Here is a 12,898-nt window from a genome sequence, read left to right on the forward strand (position 1 = left end):
TAAAACGTAAACCGTAAACCGTACTTACGTAAGTAGAGAGGGTTTTTCTATTTAGTGTCTGTTGGGAAAGAGACGAATTTTTTAATTTCATGAGGTGATGCTTTATCATCAGAAGATTAAAATTTGAGTAAAAGATCGCAGAAAGAAACATTTTTATTTTTACTGAATTCCCTATCAGATACTATTTAATCTAAATGATAAATCTCTTGAATGTCCTCCAGGTATTTAACAAAGTCTATTTCTAAATCAATTAGCTTTCCAGAATGAATATCAAACACCCAACCGTGGACCACTAAACCACGATCGCGAATAGCTTTTTGCACAGCTGCTGTTTTAATAAGGTTAACACATTGCTCTTGCACATTAAGCTCTACAAGTCGGTCGTAGCGGTTATCTTCGTTTTCGATGGCATTTAATTCAACTCTGTGAATTCTATATACATCGCGAATATTACGTAACCACGGGTTTAAAATACCTAAATCTGCCGACTGCATGGCCGCTTTTACACCACCACAAGCATAATGTCCGCAAACAATAACATGTTTTACTTCCAGTTCATTAACTGCGTAATTAATAACCGACATAACATTCAGGTCGATACTAATAACCATATTGGCAATGTTTCTATGTACAAAAACTTCACCAGGAGCGGCGCCCATAAGTTCTTCGGCGGTTACCCGACTATCTGAACAACCAATGTATAAAAGTTCTGGATTTTGCCCGTCAGCTAGTTCTTCAAAATAGTTGGGATTAGAATCCAATTTATTCTGAATCCAGACTTTATTATTATCGAAAACCGTTTTTAAATTCATAAAATCGAAAATTTAGCCATTTTTTACGCGCTATAAATGTATTAAAAAAGAGCTAATAAAATTGAATTACGAACAATATACACACTCTAATTCTTCTAGAAGCATAACTACAAGATAGATACAGAATATATTATAAAGGAAACTCTATTAAAAATTATTCAATAATTTAATATCTCCAGATCGAATCCACCCTTCTTTACCATCGGTTAGCTTAATTTTCTTCCAGTCTTCAACCGTGTCTAATACTTGAACCTTTGTACCTTCATGAAGAACAAATGCTTCAGTACTTCGTAAATTGGGTTCACTTTTTATCTGACTTTCCTGCGCAAATACAATGGCTGGATTATCACTCTTATCTAAATCGTATTTATTAAAAGCGGATACCAAGCAACCTATCATTAAAATCATAAAAACGGATCCGAAAGTAAATGAGAATCGTTTCGTCCGCGTTCCGAAAGACATATAATAGTTTATAAAAGCAAACACAGCCAAAAACACAAAACCAATGGTCATTATAGCCCAAGCTTCAAAACTTACCACATGAGATACCTGATTAATGACTTTTGAAATACCTACTTCTGGAACCACATCAACAGCGTCCAACGTCATATTTTGAGCAAACGCCATATTCTGTTTAATATCGGGATCATTTGGTGCTAAATGCTGTGCTTTTTCGTAATAAAAGATACTTGGTGCAATATGGTTTAGTTTATAATGTGCATTTGCTAAATTAAAATACAATTCTGCCGAATGCATATCCGTATCCAAAACTTGCTGATAGCTATTAATAGCTTCTTCATATTTCCCATCATTATACAAGGTATTACCTTGCTCAAATAACGATGTATTTTGAGCAAATGAACACACGCTTAAAAAAGCAACTACTAAAGAGAGAAAATATGTTTTCTGAAAATGTATCATTCCTATCTAATTTCTTTATCAATTTGTGAAATTGCACTTGCCGCTCGCTCATAATCTTGTTCCATTTCTACTTGCGTAATCGGCGTGTATCTTGCCAATTCACAGTTTTCTAAAATAGTAACAAAACCAGTAATGGCTTGCTGACTAACCTGTCCTTTATGCAATAATTCTTGTATTTTCACTTTACTTAAATCGCTTGTTTCAATATGAAGTGTCGCTTTTAAATAATTGTGTAAAGCTTTATCCAACGCTATATAAAAAGCTTCTTTTTGTCCTAAAGCATTTTTAGCTTCACTTAAATACCTTTTAGCAAGCTTATCTGCTTTTCGAATTCTATTTCCAAATACATCAGCATCGCGCTTATCCTTATTTTTCTTAACTACCATAACCAGCGGAATGGCTAAAAATGGCAATAGCAGTGCTGCCCAAAACCCGACGGATTTAAAAAAGTAAGATGGCTTCGTGGATGTTAAAGTCGTATCGGTTTTAATAAACACAAACTGATTACTATTTAAAACCACACGTTGTTTATCGCCTCCAGCAGCTGTTATGTCTTGATTGTTGGACTGACTCGTTGGACCTTGCAATACATCAATAACTATTTCATTAGAGTTGATGGTTTTATAGGACTCCGTTTTTAAATCGAAATACGAAAACGAAATATTTGGAATTGGGTACTTACCTTTAAACTGCGGTACAACCGTATAGGTATCGGAAATATTTCCTTGCATACCGTTTAAATTCGTTTTAACGTTTTCAGCATGCTCTGGCTCGTAAACCTCTAATGAACTCGGTAAGCTTAATTTTGGTAATTGAAATAGTTTTAAATTACCAGAACCTGTTACCTCTACTTTGGCTTGTAATGACTCCGATGCATTTAATTCTGCTTTAGATGTACTAACTTTAAAATCAAAATTCCCAACCGCACCCGTAAAATCTGCTGGTTTGCCTTGAGCAGGAAGTTCTTTTACATTTATAGTTCTTTTACCTGCTGAAACGGTTCTATGTGCTTGTTGCATTAAGCGCCCTCCAAAAATATCACGTCTATTGGTTGGCACCTCAACAGTGATATCCAAACTCAATGGCTCAATTTCTAATTCCCCACTTTTTTGAGGATATAAAACCGTTTTACGTAAAACAACATACCGATAATTCTCTCCTTTATAGGTGCCATTTTGAACGGACAGCTGCTTAATATCAATATTCTGACTCCAAAAATCACTGAATTTCGGACTATTTATTTCGCGCCAATTACTCACACCTGTATCTGGCGAGACATATAGTTTGTAAACAACTGTAATAGCTTCGTTTAAATAGGGCTTGCTATCAGACACTTCAGCAACTAAATGAATATTTTCTGAAGCAATATAATCGGCACTGTTACCATCTTTTGGCGATTGAACTGCCGAGGTAACCGTAATGACAATAGGCGTAGTTTTATAAACTTCACCATCAATTTCTATAACCGCTTGTTTAATGGTAAATGTTCCTTGACCTTTTGGTGCTAAAAAATAACTATATATTTTTGAGTACGAACGTTTACCATTGCTATACGAATGACTAACCGATTGATTTGGTCCACCAACAACTGTGAAATTATTAAAGTCTGGCGGATTAAAATTATCGCCATCTTTATTCATTTCAAAGTCAATACGAAGTCGCTCGTTAATACCTAACTTCTTCTTGCTAACTTTAGATTCAAAAGTCACTTGAGCATTTGCCATACTCGAAACGAGTACTATTGCAATTATTACAATGTGTTTTATGAGTTTCATGATTTCGTTCTATCCACTTTTCTGTATTCGCTTATTTTTAAGGTTTACTCATTAAAAAATAAGTTTTTAATCATTCTTTTCTACCAGTCCTTATCCGTGTCAATCTTTTCGCCTTTCTGCTTTTCAGCATTCATTTTTTCCTGAACTTTAGCTTCTTGATTATTCATAGCTTCTAACAAGTTTTTCATTTGCTGTGGCGACATTTGACCAGGTTTTTGCTGCGGTGGTTTCTGCTTTTCTTCTTTATCTTTTCCAGGATCTTGGTTTTCTTTACCTTCGTCTTCCTTTTCGTCTTTAGGCTTACCGTCTTCATCTTTGTTCTCGTCACCGTCCTTTTTATCTTGGTCGCCTTTATCTTTATCGTCTTTGTTCTCGTCGTCTTGATCTTTCTGGTCGTCTTTATCCTTATTTTCGTCGTCCTTGTCTTGATCCTGATCGTCATCCTGATCATCATCTTGATTTTGATCTTCTTGCTCTTTAGCACATTCTTGAGCCAATGCTAAATTATAACGCGACTCATCATCCGAGGGATTGTTACGCAAAGCCCCCTTGTAAGCTTCAACCGCTTCTTTACATTTTTTATTTTGCATCAATATATTTCCGATATTATGAAATATCTGATGTTTTTCTGATTTGGATGTTGCTGTTTTTAAGGTTTTTTCAAGTTGATATAACCCTTCATCTAAATTACCTTCCTGAATATAAGAGGTGCCTAAATTGTAACCCCCTATCGCTTCCGATGGTAATTCTGATAGGGCTTGACGATACGCCATTTCTGCAGAAATAAAATCGTCTTTTCCTAAAAAATCGTTGCCCTCAAATACCAGATTCTTCGCGTTTTTTACGGCTTTTAATTGTTCCTTCTCCTCATCTTCTTGCGAGAAAGCAGACACAGTTATTAGGGCGAATATGTATATTAATAGGTGTTTCATTGGTGCCTTTAAAAGTATAAAACTACTGGGGTTTAAAGCGTTAAATATTTTATAAAATTCGTGATGAAATATTCTATAGGTTTTCGTTGAATAAGTTCAGTCGTTTTAACCAACCTGTTTTACGTTCCAATAGGAAAATATCGATAAATAAGAAGAAAATTGCAAAACCTAAAAACCATTGAAATTGATCTTTAAAATCCGCAATTTGTTTGGCTTCATATTCTTTTTTATCCATGCCGTTTAAAATATCCGTTATGGTTTCTACTACTTCTGCCGTATTAGAACCATTTACATAGGATCCGTTGGCTGCAGCAGCGATTCTTTTTAAGTTATCCTCATCCATTTTCGTGATAACAGTTTCGCCATTTTTATCCTTTTTATAATTTTGAATTACGCCATTTTTCCGGATAGGAATTGGACCTCCTTTAACATCACCAACGCCGATTGTGAAAATTCGAATACCTTTTTCATTGGCTTCTGCTGCCACGTCTTCAGATAATACTGAATGATCTTCACCATCGGAAATAATAATTAATACGCGATTGGTTTGTTGTTCATCATCATAATAGGTTTTTGCCAGCTCAATAGCTTCATCTATAGCTGTACCTTGAGATGATAGCATATCTGTATTCATGCCTTGTAAAAACATTTTAGCAGATGCATAGTCCGTTGTAATTGGCAACTGTGGAAATGCCTTTCCGGCGTAAGCAATAATCCCAACACGATCGCCAGCCAAATTATTAATAATTTGCGTGACTAACTGTTTCGTTTTATCTAAGCGGTTTGGTGCAATATCTTCGGCTAACATACTTTTAGAAACATCTACAGCAAAAACAATATCCACACCTTCGCGCTTAACAGTTTCCAACTTAGTTCCTATTTTTGGATTTACCAAAGCTATTGCCAAGCATGCAAATGCTACACTTAAAACTACCACTTTTAAAGCCATTTTAAATCCTGACTTATTAGGACTTAAACGTTTTAATAACTGTTTATCGGCAAATTTACTTTGGGTGCGTTTTTTCCAATATTGAAGCAGCAAATACAGGAGCATAATTACCGGAATAACTGCTAATACCCAAAACCATATTTTTTCTTCTAATTGATACATATTCATTTCCCATGGAAATGGGAACCTTTTAATTTTTATTCTTACTAAATTTTTAACTACACAAAACTTCTAAAAATGGTGAGACGCAATAATACTTCAAGCAAGAGTAACATCCCTGCTAAAAACACTAATGGTCTAAACATTTCTTTATAGTTATAGAATTTAAACTCTTCTATATCTGTTTTTTCAAGCTTATTAATTTCTTCATAAATTTCGCTTAACTTCTCATTGTCTGTCGCACGAAAATATTTCCCACCGGTATCATTGGCTATTTCCTTCATCAGCTCTTCATCGATTTCAACTTGAACGCGTGCGTATTGAAATTGGCCATTTGGCAAAATAGAAACTGGCGATAACGCCATACCATTACTACCAATACCAATAGTGTAAGCTTTTATACCATATTCTACAGCTAATTCACTAGCAATTTTTGGATCGATAAAACCGGTATTATTTACACCATCTGTTAGCAGAATAACCACTTTACTGTCGGCTTTACTATCTTTTAAGCGGTTAACAGCTGTTGCTAATCCCATACCAATAGCAGTTCCGCCTTCTATAGTTGTATTGTATTCCACTTCATCCAATGAACGTAATACAAGTGCTTTATCGCTGGTAATAGGCATTTTTGTATAGCTTTCTCCTGCATATATAACCAAACCAATACGATCATTTGGTCGACCTGCAATAAACTCTGACGCTACTTTCTTTAAAGCAACGAGACGGTTTGGCTTTAAATCTTTTGCCAACATACTTGCCGAAACATCAATTGCCATAACAATATCAATACCGCGCGTTGTTTTTGTTTTGGTGCTCACATCTACCGATCGTGGTCTTGCCATGGCCGTTATTAAAGCTGCCAACGCCACTAAGCGTAATACAAATAATACGTGTCTAAATTTTGGCAATACCGATGGCACCAACTTAAATCCTTTAATACTGGATACTTTTAATTCAGCAGTTTGCTTTTTATTTTTTACCACATACCAAATTACGGCGATTGGCAACAGCAACAAAAGCCAGAAAAATTGTTTATCTACAAATTCTACTCCTTCAAACATCATCATTCGGCTGCAGGTTTTAGTTCAACTGAATTTATTATTCGCTCTACCATTTCAGCAGCATATTCATCATCCTTTTGCCAAGCAATAATAATTTGTTGAATCACTTTTTCTGCAGTAAAATGAAGTAGAATATACTCTCCTTTTACAAAAGAATCGGAACTACCAATTGGAAAACTAGCGGTACCAAAAGTTTTTAAACCTTCTGCATTATTTGGCGTGGTAAACTTTTCATTTTTAACAAATATATTGGTGATGCCTCTACGCTCCAAGTCTTGAATCGATTTTTCTGCCACAGCAACCAAATTGATTGAATCTTCTGGTTTCTGATTTTTCAGAATCGCCGTATTTAACGTAATATTTAAGTTATTACCTAAATCCCCATAATTGAACGTCGTATACTCTACCGGTGCATTTTCGTCCTTGATAGAGTCCTGCTGTATACGTTTTAAAACTTCGGGCGTTGTAATCGTAATTGGCGGAAATCCATAATCGCTGCGCACCCAAGTACCTTCCAACAATTCCAAACTGTTATTGCAAAAAATGGTGTCTTTTACATAAGTGAAGCCGTATTTAAAACCAAACCCAACAAACGTAGCTATCAATAAACCCACAACCACAAAGGCTGATATTATTATTTTTCGGCGTTTCTTTTTGCGTTCTTGAGCTTCTTTATATTGTTCGTCTAATAATTTTTCTTCCTCATTTGGTTCAGGAAGCACAGCTCTTACCAAATCTATTTCTTTATCGATCGTCGCTCTATCAAATTTTGCTAATTCTTTATCTGGCAATGATTTTGCGAATTTCACCAAATCGGCACGTTTAAAGATGCTTTCTAGATTTTTAATAGTTTCCAGACTTAAATCGATTTGATTTCCGTCTTTCAACAAACGTAATCTTGAAATAAGTTCATCGGTGGTACTTTCTAAAGCACGATCGTAAACCTTCTCGTCTAAATAACGACGTATAGCAAAGGTTAATTCAGAATAATACTCTTTATAAGCGTCCTCCTCTAAATACCGGTGTTCATCCAATTGTTGTAAGGCTAATTTGGCACGGTCATAAGGTGGTAAAGCAGCTATTTTTTCCTCTTCTGTTAATGGTTTTTTTCGCCAAACAAACCAATACAGTAAAGCAGTAACAGCAGCTAATACCATTAAAATAATTAAAAGTATTTTCCACCAATTACTTGGGCTTTTATCAACACTAATAATAGGTTTTATAGCATATAATCCTTGTTTGAGTGTATCTACTATTACAGGGTTTACACGAACATTAAGCGAATCTGTAAAAATAACTTTATCATTAATAATAATCTTTTGGGCTGGAATCGTAAAAGCTCCTGAATCGAATTGCGTTAAGCCGTATTTTTTTATAAGATTAAATTTCGCATCGCGTTTAGTGGTATCCGTTTTATAAGACTCGATGACTTCCAATGGTGAAAACGTTTGACCTTCAGGAAAAACCACCAAATGTGTGCTATCTGTTTCAACCTCTATTTTATAGGTGATTTGCTCACCGATTTTGATATTAGTAGTGTCCGCAGAGAATTTAACCTGCGCAACCGAAACTGCTGCATAAAGAAAAAAGATACAAGAACAAATAACCGCCAATGGTAAACCAAAAACGGAGGATGTACTTTTCTTATATCGTAAAGTTTGATTCATAAATTCTATTATCGATTAGCCTCTTTGTTTAAAATAACCTAATAATTTTTTAACATAACTTTCATCCACACGGCAATCTACAACACCGGAACCCGATTTTGAAAAACTGTCCTTGAAATAATCAACGCGTTCAAGATAGTGCTTACTATAACCTAGACGTACGCTTTTTGATCCGGTATTTACTAACATGCTTTCGCCTGTTTCCTGATCTTGCATTTGAACCATACCTAAATTTGGCATAGTTTCTTCATGTTTATCATACACGCGAATACCAGAAATATCATGACGTCCTGCCGCAATTTTTAGGTTATGACGGTAATCGTCTGCCATAAAATCGGACAACAAGAAAACAATCGCTTTCTTTTTCATAACATTCGATAAAAACTTAAGCGCTTCGGCAATATCTGTTTTTTGACTTTTAGGTTTAAATTCGATGAGTTCACGGATTATTCGTAAAACATGGGAACGTCCTTTTTTAGGTGGAATATAAAGCTCAATGTCATCTGTAAACAAAATTAAGCCGATTTTATCATTATTTTGTGTTGCCGAAAACGCAAGTGTTGCTGCAATTTCGGTTATAATTTCATTTTTAAATTGGGAATCTGTTCCAAAAAATTCTGAACCCGAAATATCCACCATAAGCATCATGGTAAGTTCGCGCTCTTCTTCAAAAACCTTAATATGTGGCTCGTTAGTTCTAGCGGTTACATTCCAGTCAATATTCCGAACATCATCTCCGTATTGATACTGGCGGACTTCACTAAAGGTCATACCACGTCCCTTGAAGGTCGAATGATATTCGCCACCAAAAATATGATCAGACAACCGGCGTGTCTTGATTTCTATTTTTCGAACTTTTTTTAGTAATTCTTTTGTATCCATTTTTCCTCTCTCCCAAGCCGTCTCTCCGAAGGAAAGAGGGCTTTTAAATAATTCATAAAAATTTCTCTTGAAGTCCTTCCCCTTGGGAAGGGTTTAGGATGAGATTATGGGACCTCAATTTCATTTACAATTTTACTAATAATATCTTCGGAAGTCACGTTTTCAGCTTCAGCTTCATAAGTAATTCCAATTCTATGTCGTAACACATCATAAACCACCGCACGAACATCTTCAGGGATTACATAACCACGGCGTTTAATAAAGGCATAACATTTAGCAGCTGTTGCAAGGTTAATACTTCCACGAGGTGATGCTCCAAAAGAAATAAGTGGCTTTAAGTCGGCTAGCCTATATTTTTCAGGGTAACGTGTTGCGAATATAATATCGAGAATATATTTTTCAATTTTTTCATCCATATAAACACCGCGAACGGCTTCTTGAGCTCTCAAAATCTGTTCGACAGAAACAACAGGATTTACTTTTTCAAACGCCCCTTTTAAGTTGGCACGCATGATGAGCTGTTCGTCCTCCATTTTCGGATAATCGATAACGGTTTTCAACATAAAACGATCCACTTGTGCTTCTGGTAAAGGATACGTTCCTTCTTGCTCAACAGGGTTCATCGTTGCCATTACTAAAAACGGCTTGTCTAAAATAAAGGTTTCATCACCAATGGTAACTTGCTTTTCCTGCATGGCTTCTAATAAAGCCGATTGCACTTTGGCAGGCGCACGGTTAATTTCATCCGCCAAAACAAAATTAGCGAAGATTGGTCCTTTTTTTATCTTGAAATCGTTTTCCTTCATGTTATAGATTAGGGTACCAACCACATCGGCAGGCAATAAATCTGGGGTAAACTGAATTCTACTAAACGAACCTTGCACGGCTTGCGATAACGTATTAATAGCTAAAGTTTTTGCTAAACCAGGAACACCTTCTAATAAAATATGACCTTGACCTAATAAACCAATAAGTAAGCGTTCAACCATATGCCTTTGTCCAACGATTACCTTGTTCATTTCGAACATCAGTAAATCTATAAAAGCACTTTCTTTTTCAATTTTCTCGTTAATAGACGCAATGTCAATTGTGTGCGTATCTTCCATTCTTTTTTCTATTTAAAAGCACCCGAAACTTATGGGTTTATTCTAGAATGCTAAATTGTTAAAATTTTTGCTTTAAGCCTGTTAATAATTGGTTAAAAATTGACACTAGTTTTTGGGATGAATTACTAAAATTTTAACTATTAATTTATACAAACAACCGTTCTATCCTTTAAATTGCAGAGAATTTCAGGTAAATTAACAAGCTTTACGCTTATAAAAGTAAATTTAGCAATTACTAATTGACTTTTAATTTTAGTAATTTCACTTATACAAATAATAACATAAATTAGTGTTTAACGCGAATTATAACCATAGTAATAGAATTAAAAAATGACAAAAAGAACAGCATTAATAACCGGAGCAACTAGTGGTATTGGTCGAGCAACAGCACAAGAATTCGCCAAACATGGTATTCATTTAATTTTATGCGGAAGACGCCAAGATCGTTTAGACAGTATAAAAAATGCGCTTCTAGAACAAACAGAAGTACATACCCTAAATTTTGATGTGCGAGATAACGCCGCCACTCGGGAAGCCATAGCGAGTTTGCCGGAAGAATTTAAACAAATTGATATCTTAATAAATAATGCGGGTAATGCTCATGGTATGGATACAATTCAAGATGGCGATGTGGAAGACTGGGATGCCATGATGGATATTAATGTGAAAGGTGTACTTTATGTAAGCAAGCTTGTTATGCCACAAATGATTGAAAGAGAATCAGGTCATATAATTAACATAGGTTCTTCGGCTGGGAAGGAAGTTTACCCAAAAGGCAATATTTATTGCGCCAGTAAGCATGCCGTTTTAGCTATTACCGAAGGCATGCGGCTTGACTTGAATCCGTATGGTATTAAAGTTTCAGCCATAAACCCAGGGCTTGTAGAAACGGAGTTTTCTAAAGTTCGTTTTAAGGGTGGAAAACAAGCAGATTCTGTTTATAAAGGTTACAAAGCCTTGCAGCCAGAAGATGTGGCTGATATTATTTATTTTACCATTAGCAGACCAGCGCATGTTAATATTGCTGATTTATTGGTTTTTCCAACAGCGCAGGCGTCTTCTACGATTGTAAAGAAGAATGTTTAATTACTATTTTCTATTATTATTTATTGATTACTAATTAAAAGAGATCCCCTCTTTCGAGGGGATTTAACAATGCTAAACAAACGCTTACTTATCAAAAATTTACTGGCTCATAATGATGAGAACAGCTTCTATGATAAAAAACGACTTGTTGATATTAGTTTACAAGAAGGAAAAGCCAAATTTTTAAAACATATTTGTGCACTCTCCAATAGCAATCCTAAAAACAACTCCTATATCGTTATCGGTGTTGAAGATGAAGACAGCGAAATTGTTGGTGTTAACTTTTTTGATGATAGCAAAATTCAAAACCTTATCAATGCATATTTAACCCATCCGCCAATAGTTCAATACGAAAATATTTCATTTCCGCATTTACCTGAGGGGAAAGTAGTCGGATTAGTCACCATCCGACCAACAGGGAAAATAACATCGTTGCGAAAGAACATCTGGAAATACTATGGAGGTTCGGTGTTTTTTAGAGATGGCAGTATGAGCATGTCTAAAGTGTATGACATTAAAATAAAGGACAACAATTCAAGAATCGTACAGGCAATAGAAGCACATTCTCAAAACAACATAGCCCATACTTTAGATGGCGTTTTCGATTTTATGAAAACCCGGAAAGATTTTAACCCACAATACAAAGTTTTTAAAGAATATTTTGTGGTATGCTGGGCAGGCCAGAAAAAAATGGTAAACGAAGAAACGTTTTTTTCCCGTGTAGATATTGAACTCATTAATGAACAGGTTCGGTTATTTTATTCCGCTTTAGATGAGGTGTCTATTACTTTTAATGAAGATTCCTTTAAAATTGTAGAGTACATTAATTTAGGATTACAGGATGCTTTTAAGCATTATCCGTTAGAAGAAACAACAATTCGCTTTTCAGAACATGGAAGCTACAATATAGATAGCACCCTTATTTTCAAGGCACCGCAATATGATAAAAAAGCTTTACACCATATATACAACTCCAATAATGTACTTTTAGAAAAATTGCAAAATGCTCAACGCTTAACGGAAAATGAATTGGTTGATTTAAAAAACTTACCAGCTACTTACCTAATTTGTTATTTAAACGGTTTTGAAGATGCTATAAATAAACTAACAAGCGCAAAAGTTCTTTTAAAAAATTATGATGCTGTTTACGAATCTTACCAACAAACGATGCGGATTTTAAGAAAAGTTAAATACAGTTAAAAGTCAAACACACAATATTCAATACCAAGTATCACGCAAATATTGCCAGGTATGTATTTAAAAAGTATTGAGGTGCTATTTTCTCTATATTTGTTTTGCTATTAATTAAATTTTTTAAAAGCCTTAAAAGAAGTGTTATCACTTTTTGCAAGGCTTTTTTCTTTCAAATCGGTTTTCCAGATTAGAAAGTTTAACATAAGATTTGTCATTCCCTTAAAACCCTCCAATTCCTTTAATAAGGCAACTTAACTTGTTCTGACCATGTAAGCTCCCCCTAAAACCGAACTGTTTAAAAGTAGAATAATTATCTTAATTTAGACAGTATTATGAGAAAGAGTAAATTTT

Annotated in this window: 11 protein-coding genes; 2 read left to right on the forward strand and 9 right to left on the reverse strand. The window is 35.0% G+C overall.

Features of this window, described 5'->3' with window-relative positions:
• Positions 1-185 precede the first annotated feature (185 nt).
• From BZARG_RS06210 to BZARG_RS06250, 9 genes are all read right to left on the reverse strand, one after another.
• Positions 186-812: a carbonic anhydrase gene (locus tag BZARG_RS06210; protein WP_008636504.1), complete on the reverse strand. Its 627-nt coding sequence runs from the start codon at positions 810-812 to the stop codon at positions 186-188.
• A gap of 147 nt (positions 813-959) precedes the next feature.
• A complete protein-coding gene (locus BZARG_RS06215; protein ID WP_008636495.1) occupies positions 960-1,733 on the reverse strand; it encodes a tetratricopeptide repeat protein in 774 nt (257 codons plus the stop codon).
• Between the two features lie 2 nt (positions 1,734-1,735).
• Positions 1,736-3,508 (reverse strand): BatD family protein, encoded by a 1,773-nt coding sequence (locus tag BZARG_RS06220; protein ID WP_008636493.1) that lies wholly within the window; start codon positions 3,506-3,508, stop codon positions 1,736-1,738.
• 80 nt (positions 3,509-3,588) lie between these two features.
• The gene (locus BZARG_RS06225) at positions 3,589-4,440 is read right to left on the reverse strand and encodes a tetratricopeptide repeat protein (RefSeq protein ID WP_040288074.1); all 852 of its coding nucleotides are present in this window, start codon (positions 4,438-4,440) and stop codon (positions 3,589-3,591) included.
• 73 nt (positions 4,441-4,513) lie between these two features.
• Positions 4,514-5,551 carry a vWA domain-containing protein gene (locus BZARG_RS06230; protein WP_008636508.1) on the reverse strand — a complete coding sequence of 346 codons (1,038 nt, stop codon included), beginning with the start codon at positions 5,549-5,551 and terminating at the stop codon, positions 4,514-4,516.
• A gap of 56 nt (positions 5,552-5,607) precedes the next feature.
• On the reverse strand, positions 5,608-6,612 hold the full coding sequence (locus BZARG_RS06235; protein WP_008636496.1) for a vWA domain-containing protein: 1,005 nt from the start codon (positions 6,610-6,612) through the stop codon (positions 5,608-5,610).
• 2 nt (positions 6,613-6,614) lie between these two features.
• Complete coding sequence (locus BZARG_RS06240; RefSeq protein ID WP_008636502.1) at positions 6,615-8,279, reverse strand: hypothetical protein; 1,665 nt, start codon at positions 8,277-8,279, stop codon at positions 6,615-6,617.
• A gap of 15 nt (positions 8,280-8,294) precedes the next feature.
• Positions 8,295-9,161, reverse strand: a complete 867-nt coding sequence (locus tag BZARG_RS06245) for a DUF58 domain-containing protein (protein ID WP_008636510.1) — start codon at positions 9,159-9,161, stop codon at positions 8,295-8,297.
• Between the two features lie 104 nt (positions 9,162-9,265).
• Positions 9,266-10,267 carry an AAA family ATPase gene (locus tag BZARG_RS06250; RefSeq protein ID WP_008636500.1) on the reverse strand — a complete coding sequence of 334 codons (1,002 nt, stop codon included), beginning with the start codon at positions 10,265-10,267 and terminating at the stop codon, positions 9,266-9,268.
• A gap of 330 nt (positions 10,268-10,597) precedes the next feature.
• Between BZARG_RS06250 and BZARG_RS06255 the strand changes: the two genes are divergently transcribed.
• Together BZARG_RS06255 and BZARG_RS06260 are read left to right on the forward strand one after the other, a co-directional pair.
• Positions 10,598-11,353 carry an SDR family NAD(P)-dependent oxidoreductase gene (locus tag BZARG_RS06255; RefSeq protein ID WP_008636506.1) on the forward strand — a complete coding sequence of 252 codons (756 nt, stop codon included), beginning with the start codon at positions 10,598-10,600 and terminating at the stop codon, positions 11,351-11,353.
• A 69-nt stretch (positions 11,354-11,422) separates the two neighbouring features.
• Entirely contained in the window at positions 11,423-12,553 is a 1,131-nt protein-coding gene (locus tag BZARG_RS06260; RefSeq protein ID WP_008636498.1) for an ATP-binding protein, read from the forward strand.
• Positions 12,554-12,898 lie beyond the last annotated feature (345 nt).

Origin of the sequence: Bizionia argentinensis JUB59 (assembly GCF_000224335.1) — a bacterium.
Classification (GTDB): domain Bacteria; phylum Bacteroidota; class Bacteroidia; order Flavobacteriales; family Flavobacteriaceae; genus Algorimicrobium; species Algorimicrobium argentinense.

What these genes read in the sequence shown, in the direction of transcription:
- BZARG_RS06210 (WP_008636504.1), bottom strand. Translation starts at nt 812, where the DNA reads ATGAATTTAAAAACGGTTTTCGATAATAATAAAGTCTGGATTCAGAAT.
- BZARG_RS06215 (WP_008636495.1), bottom strand. Translation starts at nt 1,733, where the DNA reads ATGATACATTTTCAGAAAACATATTTTCTCTCTTTAGTAGTTGCTTTT.
- BZARG_RS06220 (WP_008636493.1), bottom strand. Translation starts at nt 3,508, where the DNA reads ATGAAACTCATAAAACACATTGTAATAATTGCAATAGTACTCGTTTCG.
- BZARG_RS06225 (WP_040288074.1), bottom strand. Translation starts at nt 4,440, where the DNA reads ATGAAACACCTATTAATATACATATTCGCCCTAATAACTGTGTCTGCT.
- BZARG_RS06230 (WP_008636508.1), bottom strand. Translation starts at nt 5,551, where the DNA reads ATGTATCAATTAGAAGAAAAAATATGGTTTTGGGTATTAGCAGTTATT.
- BZARG_RS06235 (WP_008636496.1), bottom strand. Translation starts at nt 6,612, where the DNA reads ATGTTTGAAGGAGTAGAATTTGTAGATAAACAATTTTTCTGGCTTTTG.
- BZARG_RS06240 (WP_008636502.1), bottom strand. Translation starts at nt 8,279, where the DNA reads ATGAATCAAACTTTACGATATAAGAAAAGTACATCCTCCGTTTTTGGT.
- BZARG_RS06245 (WP_008636510.1), bottom strand. Translation starts at nt 9,161, where the DNA reads ATGGATACAAAAGAATTACTAAAAAAAGTTCGAAAAATAGAAATCAAG.
- BZARG_RS06250 (WP_008636500.1), bottom strand. Translation starts at nt 10,267, where the DNA reads ATGGAAGATACGCACACAATTGACATTGCGTCTATTAACGAGAAAATT.
- BZARG_RS06255 (WP_008636506.1), top strand. Translation starts at nt 10,598, where the DNA reads ATGACAAAAAGAACAGCATTAATAACCGGAGCAACTAGTGGTATTGGT.
- BZARG_RS06260 (WP_008636498.1), top strand. Translation starts at nt 11,423, where the DNA reads ATGCTAAACAAACGCTTACTTATCAAAAATTTACTGGCTCATAATGAT.